Origin of the sequence: Nonomuraea sp. NPDC048892 (genome assembly GCF_040649735.1) — a bacterium.
GTDB lineage: Bacteria > Actinomycetota > Actinomycetes > Streptosporangiales > Streptosporangiaceae > Nonomuraea > Nonomuraea maheshkhaliensis.
The window spans coordinates 185,828-203,332 of record NZ_JBEZFZ010000011.1 but is presented as its reverse complement, the minus strand read 5'-3'; the positions used below and the strand labels follow the sequence as shown (position 1 = coordinate 203,332).

The 17,505-nt window shown below is 71.3% G+C and carries 17 protein-coding genes; 8 read left to right on the top strand and 9 right to left on the bottom strand.

Annotated elements, in window-relative coordinates:
* Positions 1-36: 36 nt before the first annotated feature.
* A complete protein-coding gene (locus AB0C28_RS32325) occupies positions 37-849 on the bottom strand; it encodes an FAD binding domain-containing protein (protein ID WP_357859775.1) in 813 nt (270 codons plus the stop codon).
* Positions 850-957: 108 nt separating this feature from the next.
* Between AB0C28_RS32325 and AB0C28_RS32320 the strand changes: the two genes are divergently transcribed.
* The 3 genes from AB0C28_RS32320 to AB0C28_RS32310 are packed head-to-tail and all read left to right on the top strand — an operon-like array spanning position 958 to position 3,452.
* A complete protein-coding gene (locus AB0C28_RS32320) occupies positions 958-1,635 on the top strand; it encodes a GntR family transcriptional regulator (protein WP_357859778.1) in 678 nt (225 codons plus the stop codon).
* Between the two features lie 52 nt (positions 1,636-1,687).
* Positions 1,688-2,176: a MarR family transcriptional regulator gene (locus AB0C28_RS32315; protein ID WP_358079798.1), complete on the top strand. Its 489-nt coding sequence runs from the start codon at positions 1,688-1,690 to the stop codon at positions 2,174-2,176.
* Positions 2,177-2,222: 46 nt separating this feature from the next.
* A complete protein-coding gene (locus AB0C28_RS32310) occupies positions 2,223-3,452 on the top strand; it encodes an epoxide hydrolase (RefSeq protein WP_357859784.1) in 1,230 nt (409 codons plus the stop codon).
* A 135-nt stretch (positions 3,453-3,587) separates the two neighbouring features.
* On the opposite strand, the gene AB0C28_RS32305 is transcribed toward AB0C28_RS32310, so the two are convergent.
* A complete protein-coding gene (locus AB0C28_RS32305; RefSeq protein ID WP_357859787.1) occupies positions 3,588-3,755 on the bottom strand; it encodes an NUDIX domain-containing protein in 168 nt (55 codons plus the stop codon).
* 47 nt (positions 3,756-3,802) lie between these two features.
* Positions 3,803-4,186: a hypothetical protein gene (locus AB0C28_RS32300; protein ID WP_358079796.1), complete on the bottom strand. Its 384-nt coding sequence runs from the start codon at positions 4,184-4,186 to the stop codon at positions 3,803-3,805.
* A gap of 221 nt (positions 4,187-4,407) precedes the next feature.
* Here AB0C28_RS32300 and AB0C28_RS32295 point away from each other — a divergent pair, with 221 nt between their 5' ends.
* Positions 4,408-5,328 (top strand): AEC family transporter, encoded by a 921-nt coding sequence (locus AB0C28_RS32295; RefSeq protein ID WP_358079794.1) that lies wholly within the window; start codon positions 4,408-4,410, stop codon positions 5,326-5,328.
* Positions 5,329-5,421: 93 nt separating this feature from the next.
* Positions 5,422-5,895, top strand: a complete 474-nt coding sequence (locus AB0C28_RS32290) for a VOC family protein (RefSeq protein ID WP_357859796.1) — start codon at positions 5,422-5,424, stop codon at positions 5,893-5,895.
* 158 nt (positions 5,896-6,053) lie between these two features.
* Here AB0C28_RS32290 and AB0C28_RS32285 read toward each other — a convergent pair whose 3' ends face one another.
* Together AB0C28_RS32285 and AB0C28_RS32280 are read right to left on the bottom strand one after the other, a co-directional pair.
* Positions 6,054-6,710, bottom strand: a complete 657-nt coding sequence (locus AB0C28_RS32285) for a DUF3159 domain-containing protein (RefSeq protein ID WP_358079792.1) — start codon at positions 6,708-6,710, stop codon at positions 6,054-6,056.
* Positions 6,707-7,852 (bottom strand): NAD(P)/FAD-dependent oxidoreductase, encoded by a 1,146-nt coding sequence (locus tag AB0C28_RS32280; RefSeq protein WP_358079790.1) that lies wholly within the window; start codon positions 7,850-7,852, stop codon positions 6,707-6,709. Before AB0C28_RS32280 ends, AB0C28_RS32285 begins: the two co-directional genes overlap by 4 nt.
* Before the next feature lie 98 nt (positions 7,853-7,950).
* On the opposite strand from AB0C28_RS32280, the gene AB0C28_RS32275 reads away from it, so the two are divergent.
* Positions 7,951-8,559: a TetR family transcriptional regulator gene (locus AB0C28_RS32275; RefSeq protein ID WP_357859804.1), complete on the top strand. Its 609-nt coding sequence runs from the start codon at positions 7,951-7,953 to the stop codon at positions 8,557-8,559.
* A gap of 146 nt (positions 8,560-8,705) precedes the next feature.
* Here AB0C28_RS32275 and AB0C28_RS32270 read toward each other — a convergent pair whose 3' ends face one another.
* The 4 genes from AB0C28_RS32270 to AB0C28_RS32255 form a co-directional block, all read right to left on the bottom strand.
* Positions 8,706-9,140, bottom strand: a complete 435-nt coding sequence (locus AB0C28_RS32270) for a GNAT family N-acetyltransferase (protein ID WP_358079788.1) — start codon at positions 9,138-9,140, stop codon at positions 8,706-8,708.
* A gap of 110 nt (positions 9,141-9,250) precedes the next feature.
* Positions 9,251-9,709 carry a DUF6300 family protein gene (locus AB0C28_RS32265; protein WP_358079786.1) on the bottom strand — a complete coding sequence of 153 codons (459 nt, stop codon included), beginning with the start codon at positions 9,707-9,709 and terminating at the stop codon, positions 9,251-9,253.
* Positions 9,706-13,251 carry a DNA polymerase III subunit alpha gene (dnaE, locus tag AB0C28_RS32260; RefSeq protein WP_358079784.1) on the bottom strand — a complete coding sequence of 1,182 codons (3,546 nt, stop codon included), beginning with the start codon at positions 13,249-13,251 and terminating at the stop codon, positions 9,706-9,708. Before dnaE ends, AB0C28_RS32265 begins: the two co-directional genes overlap by 4 nt.
* 173 nt (positions 13,252-13,424) lie before the next feature.
* Entirely contained in the window at positions 13,425-14,744 is a 1,320-nt protein-coding gene (locus AB0C28_RS32255) for an MFS transporter (protein WP_358079782.1), read from the bottom strand.
* A 112-nt stretch (positions 14,745-14,856) separates the two neighbouring features.
* Here AB0C28_RS32255 and AB0C28_RS32250 point away from each other — a divergent pair, with 112 nt between their 5' ends.
* Positions 14,857-16,299 carry an AlkA N-terminal domain-containing protein gene (locus AB0C28_RS32250; RefSeq protein WP_358079780.1) on the top strand — a complete coding sequence of 481 codons (1,443 nt, stop codon included), beginning with the start codon at positions 14,857-14,859 and terminating at the stop codon, positions 16,297-16,299.
* Between the two features lie 184 nt (positions 16,300-16,483).
* Positions 16,484-17,323 carry a class I SAM-dependent methyltransferase gene (locus AB0C28_RS32245; RefSeq protein ID WP_358079778.1) on the top strand — a complete coding sequence of 280 codons (840 nt, stop codon included), beginning with the start codon at positions 16,484-16,486 and terminating at the stop codon, positions 17,321-17,323.
* Positions 17,324-17,505 lie beyond the last annotated feature (182 nt).

The window sequence follows — 17,505 nt, the reverse complement described above, 5'->3', positions numbered from 1 at the left end:
CCACCTCTTCTGATGCGGGCGCTTACAGGGGTGACCTCAGGCGTTATGAGGCGCTTCGGGGAAGAATGTGCGGCGGAAGTGCACGGGCAGGACGCGGGTCCGGTACCACGCGCTGGCGTAGGCGTCGTCGAAGGGGTCGATGTCGGCGCGGGCGGCCAGGCCCGCCTCGTTGACGCTCTCCTCGGTCAGGGGACGACCGCGCAGGACGCGTTCGGCGGACAGCGCCCGTACGGGACGAGGGGCCACGCCGCCCAGCGCGATCCTGCAGTCCGAGGCCCCCTCCAAGGTGACGGCGGCGACGGTGACGATGGAGGCGGAGTTCAGCCGGCGGCGCATGGCCTTGTGGTAGTGCCAGGCGCCCGGCGGGGGCGGCGTGAACCGTACCGCGACGACGAGCTCGCCGGGAGCGAGCCCGGCGGCCAGCACGTCCGCGACCGGTGCGTCCCGCCGACCGGCGGGGCCGGCGATCTCGCAGGCGGCGTCGAGGGCGAGCAGGCAGACGGCCAGGTCGCCGTACGGCTGCGCGACGAACAGGTTCCCGCCCACGGTGGCCTGGTTGCGCAGGGTCGGGGAGGCGATCGTGCGCAGCGCCGGGCGCAGGAAGGCGAGAGCGGGATGCTCGGCGACGGCGGTGAGCGTGGCCGCCGCCCCGATCACGGCCACACCGTCGCTCACCTCGATGCCGTCCAGGCCCGCGCGGCGCAGGCTGATCAGCTCGGTCACGCCCGCGGATCCGCTGTTGACCAGCGGCATCACGACCGTTCCCCCGCCCATGACCAGGCCGCCCGCGGCCGAGCGGGTCACCACGGCTTCGACGGACTCGGGCACGTGCACCGCCTCGATCAGCATGTGCGGCCTCCCTGCTCGGGGTTTCCGGCGCTATAATTCTCGATAATTGATTATCGAGATTCCCGCGTCAAGAGATCTTCCCTCATCGCCGATCGGTAGGATCTGCCCATGACCGAAGAGCCCCCGAAGCTGCCGCGGCTCACGCTGGCTCGGCAGATCCGCGACTCGCTGGTCAGCAGGATCGTCTCCGGGCAGGTCAGGCCGGGCGAGCGGCTGGTGGAGACCCGGCTCGCGGCCACCTACGGCACCAGTCAGGCACCCGTACGCGAGGCGCTGCGCGAGCTGGAGGCCATGCGGCTGGTGGAGACCCTGCCGCGCCGGGGCACGTTCGTGCGCCCGTTCGTCCAGGAGACCCTGCGCGAGAGTTACGTGGTGCGGGCCGCGCTGGAGGAGACCGCCACCCGGCTCGCCCTGCTGGCCGGGACGGTTCCGGCGGAGGCGATGCGGGCCGACGTCGAGGCGATGAAGGCCGCCGCCGATCGCGGTGACACCGAGGCGTCGGCGCGGGCGAGCGTGTCGTTCCATCGTCACATCGTCGAGGCGGCCCACAACGAGCTGCTCAAGCTCACCTGGGACAGCCTGCAGATCGAGGCGCGCACGTCGGTCACCATGGTCGCCACCGAGGTCGATCTGCACGACGTCGCCCGCGATCATGCCGAGTTGCTGGCGGCGATCGAGGCGGGTGATCTGGAGACGGCGTGCCGGGAGGCTCGCGACCACCAGTGGCACTACGCCGACCTGCCGCACGACGCCCACGGCCGTACTCGCGACTCCGCCACGGGCTGACCGCCCCTTGGCGTTCGGGTGAAATACATCGATATTTGATATAAATACGGGCGTGACGCCCGCGCCGCCCGATCCGGAGCCCGCCTCCGCACCCAGCCCTGCCCTCGACCTCGACCTCGACCTCGACGAGCTGGCCACCGCGATCGAGGACTTCAACACCTACTTCATCCGGCTCCCGTCGGTCAGGAAGCTCAGCTTCTCGACCCTGTCGGTGCTGCACACGCTGCAGCGCCGGGGGCCGATGCGGCTGACCGCGCTGACGGCGACCGAGCAGCTCAAGCAGCCCGCACTCACCAGCCTGGTCGCCAAGCTGGAGCAGGACGGGCTCGTCTCGCGCCGCCCCGACCCGCGCGACGGCCGCGCCGTCCTGCTGGAGCTCACCGAGGAGGGCCTGGGGATCGTCCGCTCCCGCCACGCCGACCGGGTGGCGCGGCTGTCACGGCTGGTGGACCACCTGAACGACGAGGAACGGGCGGCGCTGGCCGGCTCGGCGCGGGTGCTCGGACGCCTGACCGAGATCGCCGCGAGCCTCGACGACTGATCCCGTACGACCAGCCCCATCAGCTCCAGAACCCAGGAGGAGACCCATGCCGACCCGGCCGTTCCCGCTCGAACCGCAGCCCCTGCACGTCCCCGACGACGTGCTCGACGACCTGCGGCGCAGACTGGTGATGACCCGGTGGCAGCCGGACGTGGGCAACGACGACGGCTACTACGGCGTGCGCAGCGCGTACCTGGAGGAGCTGGTCTCCTACTGGGCGGACGGCTTCGACTGGCGAGCCGCCGAGCGGGCGATCAACGCGTTCGAGCACTACCGCGTGGACATCGGCGGCGTGCCCGTGCACTTCATGCGCAAGCCCGGCGTCGGCCCCGACCCGGTTCCGCTGATCCTCAGCCACGGCTGGCCGTGGACGTTCTGGCACTGGTCGAAGGTGATCGGCCCGCTCGCCGACCCGGGCGCGCACGGGGGCGATCCAGCGGAGGCGTTCGACGTGATCGTGCCGTCGCTGCCGGGCTTCGGCTTCTCGACCCCGCTGACGAACCGTCCGGACATGAACTTCTGGAAGATCGCCGAGATCTGGCACGAGCTGATGACCGGCGTGCTGGGGCACGACAGGTACGCGGCCGGCGGCTGCGACGTCGGCGCGCTGATCACGGGGCAGCTCGGCCACAAGTACGCCGGCGAGCTGTACGGGATCCACATCGGCTCGGCGCTGAAGCTCACCCTGTTCAACGGCGACCGTGCCTGGGACTTCAGCGGCGGCGCGCCGATCCCCTCCGGCCTGCCCGCCGACGTCCACGCGAGATTCCTGGAGATGGACCGGCGCTTCGCCGTGCACCTGGCCGCGCACATGATGGCGCCGTCCACGCTCGGCCACGGGCTGAACGACTCCCCCGCCGGCATGCTGGCCTGGATCCTGGAACGCTGGGCGAAATGGTCGGACAACGGCGGGGATGTCGAGAGTGTCTTCAGCAAGGACGACCTGCTCACCCACGCGACGATCTTCTGGGCGGGCGGCGGGATCGGCACCTCGATCCGCACGTACGCCAACAACAACCGCTACCCGTGGACGCCGTCGCACGACCGGTGGCCGGTGGTCGAGGCGCCCACGGGCATCACGTTCGTCGGCCACGAGAACCCGCCCGGCGTGCGGACCAGCGAGGAGCGGGTGCGCGGGTTCCTCGGCAGCGACCGGGCGGCCTGGTACAACCACGTCAACATCACCGCCCACGACCGCGGCGGCCACTTCATCCCGTGGGAGACTCCGGCGGAATGGGTGGACGACCTGCGCCGCACGTTCCGCGACCGCCGCTGACGGCCCCGCCCCTGGACCGCGCGCACGCCTCGCTCAAGCCCAGCTCACAGGCCCAGTCTGATCGGCTCGTCCGGTACGCCGTCCGCCAGTAGCGCACCCAGCGTCCCGGCCAGGTCGCGAGGCGAGAACAGGTCGTCACCGCCACCCGAGCGCGCGCAGGTCCGACTCGCCCGGCTCAACCCCGCCGCCCGGCATCACCCAGACGACGGGGCCGTCCAGGGCGGTCAGGTCGTGGCGGCAGAGCAGGACCCGATCGTCAGGGTCGAGGACGATGGCGCGGACGGACCTGCGTTTACGCGGCATTCACCGCACTTACCCGAGCGGATCTTGCTCAGGGGCGGTGCGGCGGGTCACGGGTTGCCGGAGCGGCAGACCGGGGACGAGCGGAACTCCACGGACGCGCCCGTACTGTCCGAGATCACCGCCCGGATGTCGTAACGGAAGGTCGGCTGGCAGCCGATCCCGACGAACGTCCTGTTGTCGTACGCGGGCACGTGGAACCCGTCGACGAACCAGCGGACGCTGACCGGCGCGACCGCCCCGGTGAAGGCGACCGAGCAGAGGAAGCGCCGCGCGAGTCCCTCGCAGCTGCCGCCGGTGAGCGTGAGGGCCGCCGCGCTGGACGCGGATGACGAGGTGGTGGCCGAGGCCGACGCGGGGAGCGCGCCGGGGAACATCAGCATTCCGGCCGCCGCCACGGCAGGCAGGGCGAGCTTGTACGACGTACGACGCATGTCCGTCTCCTCCAGGTAGGGCCTCGGACGGAACCGGCGCCGCGCACGGACACCTCCGGGCACGGCGATCCCGCCCACCCCTTGCTTCGCACGACCCGCGATCCCGGATGACCATCACCGGACGCCATTTCCCGCCGAAGACCCCAAGCGGCGCGGACCGGCCAAAACGCCCGGAAAGCCCTCAGATACGCTCCTGAACGTCCACTTTTGGAGGGAACAGGTTGTCGGGGGTTGTCGCGGCGTTCGCCGCTCTGGTGTCGGTCGCCGTGCTCGGGTACGTCATCGGTGTCATCGGCCTGCTGCGCGTCAGCGACGAGCTGGTGCTGTCGCGGCTGGCGTTCTTCGTGGCCACCCCGGCGCTGATGTTCGCCACGGTGTCCAGGGCCGACCTGAGCGCGCTGCTGTCGCCGGTGCTGCTGACCCAGATCGTCGCGGTGACGTTCACGGCGCTCGTGTTCGTGCTGGTGGCCAAGCTCGCCTGGCGGCGTACCGCGCGGCAGCTCACGATCGGCGCGCTCGCCTCCTCCTACGTCAACGCCGGCAATCTGGGCGTGCCGATCTCCCTGTACGTGCTCGGCGACGCCGCCCTGGTCGCCCCGATCCTGCTCTTCCAGTTGCTCGTGCTCACCCCGCTCTCTTTCCTCGTGCTCGACAAGGGCTCCCGCTCGCCGCGGGCCGCGCTGCTGCTGCCGCTGCGCAACCCGCTCACGGTGGCCTCGCTGGTCGGGCTCGCGTTCGCGCTGTCGGGGGTCGCGCTGCCGGTCACGGTCATGCGCCCGATCGACCTGCTCGGCGGCGCGGCCGTGCCGGTGGCGCTGCTGGCGTACGGGCTCAGCCTGTACGGCTCGCGCCGCGCCGCCCCGGCCCCTGAGGAGGACGGCGTGGCCAGGGACATCTTCCTGGCGGTGGCGCTCAAGGCGTTCGCCCAGCCCGCGGTGGCGTACGCGACCGCCCGCCTGCTCGGCCTGGAGGGCACGCAGTTGCTGGCCGCCACCCTCTTCGCGGCGCTGCCCACCGCGCAGAACATCTATGTGTACGCCGTCACCTACGACACGGGCAGGCGGCTGGCCCGTGGCGCCGTGCTGGTGACCACGGGACTGTCCATCCCGATCATGGCGGCGCTCGGCGCGGTCCTCGGTTAGAAAAACTTTCCCGCGCGGGTGTCGATCCGCGCCCGGCGTGTTCGACGCTCTGGTGAACGACCACGACGACGACTCCCGATGGAGGGACTCACCATGCGGAAGATCACCACGTGCCTCTGGTTCGCCACCCAGGCCGAGGAGGCCGCGACCCTTTACACCTCGCTCATCCCCGGCTCCGAGATCCTGGAGGTGCAGCGGTTCGGCGAGGACGGTCCCGGCACCCCCGGCACGGCCATGGCGGTCACGTTCGAGCTGGCCGGGCAGCACTTCATGGCGCTGAACGGCGGCCCCGACTCCGCCTTCACCGAGGCCACGTCCGTGCACGTGGCCTGCGAGTCGCAGGAGGAGATCGACGAGCTGTGGACCCGGCTCACCGAGAACGGGGGCGAGGAGGGGCAGTGCGGGTGGCTGAAGGACCGCTGGGGCGTTTCCTGGCAGATCATCCCCCGGCAGCTGCCGGAACTGCTCGGCCACGCCGACCCGGTGGCGGCGCAGGGGGCGATGAAGGCGATGCTCGGCATGCGGAAGATCGACCTGGCCGCGCTGTACGAGGCCGCCGGGCTCTGAGGATGCCCTCTGATCGGCACGACGACCATTCCGGACCGCGGGGTGTGACAGGAGGGTAGGCGTCAGGCGGGAGCGTCGGTCGCCGCTGCCGCCCTGACCCAGCCTGGCGAGGCACCTACTCGAACACGAGCCACAATCTACTCAAATCAAATGCCCACTCAGTGACTTTGCCCGATGACAGCCGGAACCGGGGCCGCGTCCGTCGGGTCCGCTTGAGCGCGCAGGATTCGCCAGCACAGATAGACGCAGACGCCCATTGCGGGCGCACCGCCCAGCAGTGTGGCGGCGATGCCCAGTGGAGTCACCTTTCCGGCCAGGTACAGAGGCACCAGCACCATGGTGGCGATGCCGTACTTCGCCAGGAAGATAGCCGTGCACACCTGATAACGCCGTCGCCGTGCAGGGTCTCGCCGCCAGCCGAAGCGTTCACCGCGTGCTGCCCCCAGCGCCAATCCGATCACGGGCCACCGCACCACAATCGATACGAGGAACACCACACCCCCGCCCGCCTGCATGAGCACGGTCGGAAGGTAGAAGTCGACCGCGTGCCCGGTACTCCCGGCCAGCAACGCGGAGGCGCCCACGACGACCAGCCCGACCGCTGCCTGCCAGTACTTCCGGTCGGTGAACACCCGGGCCGCGGCGAACACCACCACGCCACCCACCGCCACCAGCGCGGAGGTCGACACCTGATCGGTCACCAGATAGGCGACCAGGAACAACACCCGGGACGTGGCTCCTTCGGCGACCGTGCGCCAACCACCCATCGCGGCGAACCAGGACAACGACTTCTGGGTCAGGACGTTGAGGCTCATGCGCCCGCCTTCACCGCGGCAGGCGCGGAGAAGCTGTCGCGGCGCATCGTGTCCTCGTAGGCGTCGATCGCGTCGATCAGATCCAGCCGGCCGCGATACGTCTCGACCAGGGCCTCGCAGAGGTGGTGCGCATCCTGCATGGCCAGGTTGCCGCCGAAACCCGGGGCCAGGTGGATGGCGTCGCCGATGACCGTCACCGGACCGGCGGGCCAGGCGGGTATCGGCGGGATCGTCCCGATGCGCAGGGCGACCGTGAGATCCGGCCACGCCTCGGCGAGGACCAGCCGCATGGCCGAGGGCAGGTTCACGCTCGACTCCTTGGCCAGGCGCCACCTCGCGGCCGGCGACGCGGCCTGGCCGAGTTGCTCCCGTGTGATCGGCAGAGCCCACATCGCGTAGTCCTCGACCGTGGTGACCGCATCGAGAGGCAGGGCAGGCAGCCACCGCTGCCGCGCGGCCACCGGCGACTCGGTGAACCGCAGCACGCCCAGCACCATCATCGTGCCGTCCACCTGAACGCCGGCGGGGCTGTCGCCGACCAGCTCAGGCAGCCCGGTATCGGCGATCATCCGCAGCGCGGTCGCGCCCATGAGCATGCGCCGTCCAGTGTCGACCACCCGCGCGTGGGGCAGGTACTGACGGCGGACCGCCGAACCGATCCCGTCCGCGCCGACCAGCACGTCCGCCGTGTCCGTGCCGCCGTCGGCGAACCACACCTGGACCATCCCGTCGGCCCGCTGCTCGAACCGCGTGAACTCCGTCCCGAACCGAACCACGTCCTCCAGCCCCGTCAGCAACACCGCACGCAGCAACGGACGATGAACCTGCCGCCCGGGCCGCGGCCGGCCCGCCACGCCGGTGGACGGCTGAGCACCCACCACGGTGAGCGCTCCATCCACTTCGGACAACGTCAGTGTCCGCTCGCGCGAACCGCCCATCGTGGCCTCGACCATCGCGGCGTGCGCCGGAGGCAGGCAGGCTCGCAGCGCCCTGGCGCCGCGGTCGTCGACATGCAGGCTGACGCCCTGCGCGCGTCCTCGTGCACCGTCTCGCTCATACACGACGACCTCGATTCCCGACCGGCGTAAGCCCTGTGCCAGCGTCAACCCGCCCAGACCGGCACCGATCACGATCACCTTCATCGCAGGCCCTTTCTTCATCGCTGATGAAGTTCAAGCTACCGGGGCTCGGACATGAAAGTCCACCTATGGTGAAGAAACTTCGATAGACTCGTCAGGTCATGACAGAACACAGTTCCCCTGCTCGCCCCGGGCGCTGGCGAACGGGCGCGGAAAGCAAACAGCGGATCCTGGACGCGGCACGTGCACTGTTCCGCGAGCACGGCTACGGCGGCACCACGGTGCGCGCGGTCGCCGCCCGCGCGGAAGTCGACTCAGCGATGGTGTTCTACTTCTTCGGCAGCAAACAGGGCCTGTTCGCCGCCGCTGTCGAGATGTCCTCCCAGCTCCCGCCGGCCATCGAATCGATCTTCACCGGCGGCCTCGACGGTATGGGCGAGCGCATCGTCCGGACACTCGTGGAGAACATCGACGCATCGGGCCGCACCCCGCTTGCGATGCTCACCCGGTCGGCCCGGACCAACGACCAGTCCGAAACCTTGATCCGCGAATACATCGACCGGGAAATCACCAGCCGAGTGGCGACACTGCTCGGCACACCGGACGCCGCGATGCGGGCCGGCATGGTCAACGTCCAACTTCTGGGCCTCACCGTGGCGCGCTACATCGTACGGATCGAACCGATCGCATCATCGTCCGTCGACGAACTGGTCAGCTGGTTCGGACCGCTCGTGCAGCACTGCCTGACCGGCCAGACCGCATCGTCCTGAGTGACGCTCACCAGCGCGCCACCGAGCATCGGTTCCACCGTCCGGCCACCGGACGGACAGAGGTGATCACCGAAGGCTCTCGGCCGCCCTGTCTCGACCAAACAGGCAAAGGGGCGGGTCGTCGCCGGGCTCTGCGGCGGGTCGGGTCAAGGGCTGACGTAGTGGTGCACCAGGGCGGGCTCGCCGGTCGCGTTGAGCCAGGTGGCGCGGTCGCTGCCGATCCTGCGCCAGCCCGCGCGCTCGTAGAAGGCGATGGCCGCCTTGCCCTCCGAGGACACCTGCAGCTTGAGCGGGCCGGTCGCGGCGGTCCTGGCGGTTTCGAGGAGCCGGGCGGCCAGCCCGCCGCCGCGTGCCGCCGGGGTCACGAACAGGCGCACGACCTCGCCGTCCCCGGTCAGCCCTACGTGCCCGACCACCGCGCCCGGCTCCACCGCGATCCAGGCCGACGCCAGGTCATCAGGTGTCAGCCAGCCGGCCGGGTCGTCCGGCCAGTCCACTGGATACCGGTCGGCGGCCTGGACCTGGGCGAGCGCTTCGACACATGCGGGGAGGTCTTGCGAGGTTCTGGGGCGGATCGTCACCCGGGCAAGGGTAGCCGCGACCTCATTCGGGCATCACATCGCGGTCCAGCCGTATCCAGGCGTGACGCCGCGGCCGACGCCTCCGGTGTGGCGGGCGCGGCCGGCGACCGTCACAGTTCGCCCCTGTGCCAGGCGTCGGCCTCCGACCGCAGGGCCTCGCCGGACGGGGCCGACGGGGGCGTGCCGCCGATCCAGCGGCGCAGCAGGCGGGCGAGCTCCGGGACGTGTTCCGGCAGTGCGACGGGGTGGCGGGCGAAGTAGGCGACGATCGGGCCGCCCAGGGGGTCGCCGGCGTCGCAGCGGGCGCACAGCAGGACCTCGCTCGTCCCCCGGACCTGCCGTCCCGACGCGTTCGTCCAGGTGTGCGGACGGCGCAGCACGGCCAGGACCTCACCGGTGCGGCACCGAGGACACTCCCGGCCGGGCTCATCGTCGCCGGCCACCTCGATGTCACCGGTCACGATCACCTCACCGCCGTCGGTCCTCCTGGAGCCGCCGGTCGCCTCGCCGTCACCCGGCATCCCGGCGTCGTCGGGGAAACCGATGCCGGTAGCTCCCGAGCCGGTCACGCGGGGCCGATCGCGGTGGCGCCGAGCAGGGCCTTGAGGTCGCCGTACAGGGCGGGGGCCGCGGTGACGCGGTAGGGCCGCAGGTCCAGCAGGACGCCCGGGCCGACGCGCCGGTGCAGCCGGACGTGGACGGGCGCCCGGCCGGGGTGCGTGCTCAGGATGTGCCGCAACTCCCGCACCAGCCGGGGGTTCAGCTGTGGCTCCTGGATGGAGATGACCACGGGCGGCTCGGCGCCGGCCTGGGTGACGTCGAGGACGGTGATCTCCTCGCCGTACAGGCTGACGGCCTCGTCGCGTACGTTGATCCGCCCCCGTACCGACACCACCCGATCCTCGGCGAGCGTCTCCCCGTACAGGGCGTACGTCTTGGGGAAGACCAGGCACTCCACGGCGGCGTCGTGGTCCTCGACGGTGACGATCGCCCACGGGCTGCCCTGCTTGGTGACCTTGCGCTGCAGGCCGGAGACGATGCCGCTGATCCGGGCCGCCCCGTCCGGGCGTCCCGAGGCGAGCAGGCCGGCGATGGTGGTGTCGCGATGGGCCTCCAGGACGGGCTCGGCGCCGTCGAGCGGATGGCTGGAGACGTACAGGCCGAGCATCTCGCGTTCGAAGGCGAGCAGGGTCGCCTGGTCCCACTCCCCCTCCGGGATCGCGACGGTGAAGGCCCCGGCGCGCCCGGCCTCGCCGAACAGGGAGTCCTGGCCGTACGCGGCATTGCGCTTGACGTCGGCGACGGCGTCCACGGCCTGCTCGTGCACCGCGACCAGGCCCTTGCGGTGGTGTCCGAGGCCGTCGAAGGCGCCCGCCTTGGCCAGCGACTCGATGACGCGCTTGTTGCAGACGACGGCGGGCACCTTGGCCAGGAAGTCGTCGAAATCGGTGTACGGCCCCTCGGCCCGCCGGGCGGTGACGATGGCGTCCACGACGTTGGCCCCCACGTTGCGTACGGCCCCCAGCCCAAAGCGGATGTCGGAGCCGGTGGCGGCGAAGTCGAGCAGGCTCTCGTTGACGTCGGGCGGCAGCACCTTGATGCCGAGCCGCCGGCAGTCGGCCAGGTAGACGGCCATCTTGTCCTTGTCGTCCCCGACGGAGGTGAGCAGCGCGGCCAGGTATTCGCTGGGATGGTTGGCCTTGAGGTAGGCGGTCCAGTAGGAGACGAGGCCGTAGCCGGCGGTGTGGGACTTGTTGAAGCCGTACCCGCTGAAGGGCACGAGCACGTCCCAGACCGCCTTGATCGCGCCGGCGGAGAAGCCGCGTCCGCGCATGCCCGCCGCGAAGCGGTCCCATTCGGCGTCCAGGACCTCTTTCTTCTTCTTGCCCATGGCCCGGCGCAGCATGTCGGCGGCGCCGAGCGAGTAGCCGGCGAGTTGCTGGGCGATGGCCATGACCTGCTCCTGGAAGACGACCAGGTGGTAGGTGTCGCCCAGGATGGGTTCGAGCGCCTCTTCCAGTTCGGGATGGATCGGCTCGACGGCCTGTTTGCCCGTCTTGCGCAGGGCGTAGTTGGTGTGGGCGTTCATCTCCATCGGGCCCGGCCGGTAGAGCGCGTTGACCGCCGCGATGTCGGTGAACGTCGTCGGCTGCATGAGCTTGAGCAGCACCCGCATGCCGCCGCTGTCGAGCTGGAACACCCCGAGCGTGTCGCCGCGGGCGAGCAGTTCGTACGTGGCGGGGTCGTCGAGCGGGACGCCGAGGATGTCGATGTCGATGCCCTTGTTGGCGCGCACGCCGGCGATGGCGTCCCCGATCACGGTGAGGTTGCGCAGGCCGAGGAAGTCCATCTTCAGCAGGCCCATCTCCTCGGCCTGGGTGAAGGGGAACCCGGTGACCACCGGGCCGTCGCCCTTCGGCCTGGCCAGGGGGATCACGTCCAGCAGCGGCTCGCTGGACAGGATCACCCCGGCGGCGTGGACGCCGGTGCCGCGGGTCAGGCCCTCGATGCCGGCCGCCGTGTCGACGATCCGCCTGACGTCGGGGTCCTGCTCATACAGCTGGCGCAGCTCGGCCGCCTCGCCGTGGCGGGGGTGGCGTTCGTCGTGGATGGCGGCCAGGGGGATCTCCTTGCCGCCGGCGGCCGCGGGGAACGCCTTGGTGATGCGGTCGCCCAGCGCGTACGGCAGGCCGAGCACGCGGCAGGAGTCCTTGATGGCGGCCTTGGCCTTGATCGTGCCGAAGGTGACGATCTGGCAGACGCGGTCGTCGCCGTACCTGCGGGTGACGTACTCGATCATCTCGTCGCGGCGGCGGTCGTCGAAGTCGAGGTCGACGTCCGGCATCGAGATGCGCTCGGGGTTGAGGAAGCGTTCGAAGATGAGCTTGTGCTCGATCGGGTCGAGCTGGGTGATGCCCGTGCAGTACGCGACGATCGACCCCGTCGCCGAGCCACGGCCCGGGCCCAGGCCGATGCCCTGCTCGCGGGCGTACCGGCAGATGTCGGCGACGACCAGGAAGTAGCCGGGGAAGCCCATCGCGTCGATCACCGACAGCTCGTAGTCGATGCGCTCCAGCACCTCGGGCGGCGGGTTCGCGCCGTAGCGGCGGCGCGCCCCCTCCAGGCTCTCCTTGCGCAGCCAGCTCGACTCGCTCTCCCCTTCCGGTACGGGGAAGCGGGGCGTCAGGTCGCGGTGGGCGAACACCTCCCCGTACTCGCCGATCCGCTCCGCGACGAGCAGCGTGTTGTCGCAGGCGCCGGGCACCTCCGCGTCCCACTGCGCGCGCATCAGCTCGGCCGGTTTGACGTAGTAGCCGCTGCCGCTGAAGCGGAAGCGGCCGGCGTCGTCGAGCCGCTTGCCGGTGCCGACGCACAGCAGCACGTCGTGGGCGCGGGCCTGGTCCTCGGTGACGTAGTGGGAGTCGTTGGTGGCCAGCGGCGGCAGGTTCAGCTCGCGGCCGAGGCGCAGCAGGTCCTCGCGGACGCGGCGTTCGATGGGCAGGCCGTGGTCCATGAGTTCGAGGTAGTAGTCGCCGGCGCCGAAGATGTCGCGGTAGCGGGCGGCGGCGGCCCTGGCCTGGTCGTACTGGCCGAGGCGGAGCCGGGTCTGCACCTCGCCGGACGGGCAGCCGGTGGTGGCGATGACGCCTTGGCCGTGCTCGGCCAGCAGCTCATCATCCATGCGCGGATATTTCTGGACATGCCCCTCCAGCCAGGCGCGTGACTGCAGCCGGAACAGGTTGCGCAACCCCCGCGCGTCGGCCGCCCACATGGTCATGTGCGTGTAGAGCCCGCGCCCGGACACGTCGCCGCCGGCGCCGGTCTCGTCGTCAGATCTGCGCAGGGTGAGGTCGTCGCTGAAGTAGACCGGCCCGCGATGGCGCCGCGAGGCGGGGGCGACGTACGCCTCCATGCCGATGACCGGCTTGACCCCCGCCTTTCCCGCCGCGTGGTAGAACTCGTACGCGCCGTGCACGTTGCCGTGGTCGCTCATCGCCACGGCCGGCATCCCCAGCCGCGCCACCTCGTCCATCAGCGGGCCCACCTTGGCGGCGCCGTCCAGCATGCTGTACTCGGTGTGCACGTGCAGGTGCACGAACGACCTCTCCACGACCACGCCCTCCGGTTGTCGGCTCTGTCCCGCGAGCGAGTATTCGATCCCAAGCCGGAAGGGGTTGTCCAACAATCGACACGACGTGAACTCACAACCATTGGTTGTGGAACGGGTCGCGTACCGCCTCAGTGCCTCATGCCCGGCAGGGCTGCGGCGGGGACGGCCGCGCCTCAGTGCCTCATGCTCAGCAGGACGACGGCGGGCACGGCCGCGACGAGGGCCATGACGAGCGCGGCCGTGCCGAGCAGGCCCGCGGCCAGGAGTGGCGTGACGATCGCGGCGCCGATCGGCGGTGTCGCCTGCATGAGCGTCCTGAGGATCGCGAAGCCCCGGCCGCGCAGGTGCGCGGGGATGCGTGCCATGCGTAGCGACTGCGCCCAGATGGTCATGGGCGCGCTGAACATCCCGATGACGAGGAAGCCCGCGGCCACGGTGATCGTGAGCGGGGCGGTCAGCAGCGCCAGGAAGCCGGCCGCGGCGACGAGCTGGACCACGGCGATGGCCCTGAGCGGGCGGGCCCGCGGAGTCCTGGCGCCGGCGACCGCCGCGCCGGCCAGCTCGCCCGCCGCCAGGGCGGCGAGCAGCAGGCCCAGGGCTTGCGGGCCGCCCTGGAGCTGGGTCTTGGCCAGCCAGGGGCCGGTGACGAGGAGCATGCCGACGGCGATGTTGAAGGCCATGAACGCGAGCGTGGTCGCGACCAGGACCCGGTCACGCAGCAGGGTCACGAGCGCGCCACGCGACCCGTCCGGCTCCGGCGCCTGGGCCGCCTGCGGGGTGAGGGGACGGCGGACGGCGCGGCGTTCGGCGAAGGGCCGGCAGGTGGCGAAGGGCCGGCGGACGGCAAGGCGACGCGGGACGCCGAGAGGGCGCGGGACACCGAGGGGGCGGCGGACGGCTAGGGCGGCGACCGCGAACACCACGTAGGAGATCGCGTCGAAGGCCAGCACGGCCTCACCACCGAACCCGGCGATCAGAACACCGCCCAGAGCGGGCCCGATCATCCCCGAAAGGCTGAAACTCAGGCTCTCCAGCGCGTTGGCCGCGTCCCGGTCCTGCTCGGGCACGAGGTCGGGAATCGCCGCGGGGAACCCGGCCAGCGGCACCATCTTCAACAACCCGTACACCGCCGCCACCACGAACGGCATCGCCGGCGGCACCTCGCCCAGCAGCGACACGACCGGGATCGACGCCATCGCCGCGCCCCGGACCACGCTGTCGACCGCCAGCACATGCCGCTTGTCGAACCGGTCCAGCACCGGCCCGGCCAGCAGCCCGCCCACGAACACCGGCAGCGTGTGACAGACGGTCAGCAGCCCGAGCCGCCGCACCCCGTCAGGCTGGGACAACACCAGCCACGTCAGTGCGACGAACGTCATCCCGTCGCCCACGAGCGAGACGGACGAACCCAGCCAGAGTACGCGGAAGTCACGCCGCGACAGCGCTCGCCGGTATGCGGCCAGGCGGCCGCCGGCGACATCGTTCACCATCATGCGGACCAACCCTGGGTCCAGCTCCTCGCCGGCGCTGGCGGGCATCGGCCGTCAACGGTCGGCGTCCGATGCCCGCCAGTCGCGCTCCCGGCCCTGTGGCACGCTTGATGGGGTGATCGAGGACGAGGTGGCGTACGCGGCCATGCGGAGCCGTGACCCGCGCTTCGACGGATGGTTCTACGTCGCCGTCACCACGACCCGCGTCTACTGCCGCCCGAGCTGCCCGGCCGTCATGCCGAAGCCGGAGAACGTGCGGCTGTTCCCGACCGCGGCGGCGGCGCAGGTCAACGGGTTCCGGGCGTGCAAGAGGTGCCGTCCAGACGCGGCTCCCGGGTCGCCGGAGTGGAACACGCGTACCGACCTGATCGGCCGGGCCATGCGGCTGATCGCCGACGGGGTCGTCGACCGCGAAGGCGTCACCGGACTCGCCGCCCGCCTCGGCTACAGCCCACGCCAGGTGCACCGCCGGCTCGTCGCCGAGGTCGGCGCCGGACCCCAGGCCCTGGCCAGGACGCGGCGGGCGCAGACCGCGCGGATGTTGCTGGAGGCCGGCCCGCTGCCGATCAGCGACGTGGCCTTCGCCGCCGGGTTCGCCAGCATCAGGCAGTTCAACGACACCATCAGGCAGGTGTACGCGACGACGCCGACCCGGCTGCGCGGCCCCGGGAACGGCGCCCAGCCGCCGGGGGTCACCACGGTCCGGCTCGCCTACCGGCCACCCATGGACGTGCCGGCGATGCTGGCCTGCCTGGGCGCGCGGGCCGTCCCCGGCATCGAGCACTACGACGGCGACGCCTACAGCAGGTCACTGTCGCTGCCGCACGGCGCCGGCGTGATCACGCTGCGCCCCGGGACCGGTCACGTGCTCTGCGCGCTGCGACTGGAGGACCTCAGAGACCTCGCCGCCGCGGTGCAGCGCTGCCGGCGACTGCTCGACCTGGACGCGGACCAGCAGGCCATCGACGCCTTCCTCGGCGCGGACCCGGCACTGGGGCCGCTGGTGGCGGCCCACCCCGGCCTCCGCGTGCCAGGCTGCGCCCACCCCGGAGAACCGGCGATCCGGGCCATCCTCAGCCACCGAGCGCGAGCCGCGACGGCGCGGGCTCGGCTCGCCGACCTGGTCACCACGTACGGCCGCCCACTCGCCACCCCATTCGGCCCGATAACCCACCTGTTTCCCGACATGCCGACCTTGGCAGACGCCACGTCCACCGGCCACACCGGACGAGCCCTGGCCCGCGCCCTGGCCGACGGCACCCTCAGCCTGGACCCCGGCTGCGACCCCGCCCAGGCCCGCAAACAACTGCGCGACCTCCCGGGAATGAGCGCGTGGGCCCTCTCCCGCATCCGGATGAACGTCCTCGGCGACCCTGACGTCCTCCTCCCCGGCCTGCCGACACGCCGCGCCGTACACCGCCTCGCGGCCGATCCCGCCCGGTGGCGCCCCTGGCGCTCGTACGCCATGCAGTACCTGGCACTCATGCCCTCCACATCCAACGCCTCCGAAACCGACTCCCCAACGCGCCCGCCACACGCCCGCGCCGTGCATGCGTAGCCCGCGTGCCTGCCTCCTCCGCCCTTCCACCGACAGCACCCCCGGCCGACCCCTTCCACCCTCCGACTGACAGCGCCCCGGTCTTCCCTTCCCACTCCAGCCGACAGCACATCAGTCCTGCCGTGGTCATGCGTACCCAGGTGCCGATTGACATAGTGGGCGCTTGCCCATTTATAGTGGGCGCATGACCACTTCTACGCCGGGCTCCGGCCGTACGTCCACGTCCACCCCCGAGCACGTCGCGCACTCCCACCGGCAGCGGGAGATGGCCGAGTCCTTCGGGGTCGATGCCGAACGTTACGACCGCACCCGGCCCGCCTACCCGGACGCCCTGATCGAGCGGATCATCGCCACCAGCCCGGGCCGCGACGTCCTCGACGTCGGCTGCGGCACCGGCACCGCCTCGCGCCAGTTCCTGTCCGCCGGCTGCACCGTGCTGGGTGTCGAGCCCGACGCGCGCATGGCCGCCTTCGCTCGCCGGGGCGGGCTCGACGTCGAGGAGGCGACGTTCGAGACGTGGGACTCCAACGGCCGCACCTTCGACGTCGTCGCCGCCGGAACGGCCTGGCACTGGATCGACCCGATCGCCGGCGTCACCCAGGCCGCACGGGTCCTGCGCCCGGGCGGGCGATTGGCGGCCTTCTGGCACGTCTACCAACTGCCTGCCGAGGTGTTCGAGGCCTTCACCGCGGCCTTCCGGGGTGCCATGCCCGGCTCGCCGGTCAACGGCCAGGCGCCCGGCCAGTCACTCGACGCCTACCAGCCGCTGCTCACCAAGGCCGCGAACGGCATCCGCGAGGCGGGCGGCTTCGCGGAGCCCGAGCAGTGGCGGCACGACTGGGAGCGGACCTACACCCGCGACGAGTGGCTCGACCAACTCCCCACCTCGGGCACCCTCACCCGGCTCCCACCCGAGGAGCTGGCACCGATCCTGGACGCCGTCGGTGCCGCCATCGACGCCGTCGGAGGCCGCTTCACCCTGCCGTACGCCACGATGACCGTCACCGCGACCCGCCTCCTCTGAACGCTCCCGCTCCCCTTCCGCCACTCACCCGAGCTCACCGTCTCCCTTGACCGCCCCGCCCCCGCCCCCGCCCCCTGAACAGTTCGCCTCCGCTACTCGCCCGGCTCCGCTTGAGCGACCTGCCTCCGCCAAGCGATCCCAGCGGCCCCGCCGTCCGGTCACGTCGTCGGTTGCTGTTGGGG

Coding starts and splice junctions, on each gene's coding strand:
- AB0C28_RS32325 (WP_357859775.1), bottom strand. CDS start 849: ATGCTGATCGAGGCGGTGCACGTGCCCGAGTCCGTCGAAGCCGTGGTG.
- AB0C28_RS32320 (WP_357859778.1), top strand. CDS start 958: ATGACCGAAGAGCCCCCGAAGCTGCCGCGGCTCACGCTGGCTCGGCAG.
- AB0C28_RS32310 (WP_357859784.1), top strand. CDS start 2,223: ATGCCGACCCGGCCGTTCCCGCTCGAACCGCAGCCCCTGCACGTCCCC.
- AB0C28_RS32305 (WP_357859787.1), bottom strand. CDS start 3,755: ATGCCGCGTAAACGCAGGTCCGTCCGCGCCATCGTCCTCGACCCTGAC.
- AB0C28_RS32300 (WP_358079796.1), bottom strand. CDS start 4,186: ATGCGTCGTACGTCGTACAAGCTCGCCCTGCCTGCCGTGGCGGCGGCC.
- AB0C28_RS32290 (WP_357859796.1), top strand. CDS start 5,422: ATGCGGAAGATCACCACGTGCCTCTGGTTCGCCACCCAGGCCGAGGAG.
- AB0C28_RS32285 (WP_358079792.1), bottom strand. CDS start 6,710: ATGAGCCTCAACGTCCTGACCCAGAAGTCGTTGTCCTGGTTCGCCGCG.
- AB0C28_RS32280 (WP_358079790.1), bottom strand. CDS start 7,852: ATGAAGGTGATCGTGATCGGTGCCGGTCTGGGCGGGTTGACGCTGGCA.
- AB0C28_RS32275 (WP_357859804.1), top strand. CDS start 7,951: ATGACAGAACACAGTTCCCCTGCTCGCCCCGGGCGCTGGCGAACGGGC.
- AB0C28_RS32255 (WP_358079782.1), bottom strand. CDS start 14,744: ATGATGGTGAACGATGTCGCCGGCGGCCGCCTGGCCGCATACCGGCGA.
- AB0C28_RS32245 (WP_358079778.1), top strand. CDS start 16,484: ATGACCACTTCTACGCCGGGCTCCGGCCGTACGTCCACGTCCACCCCC.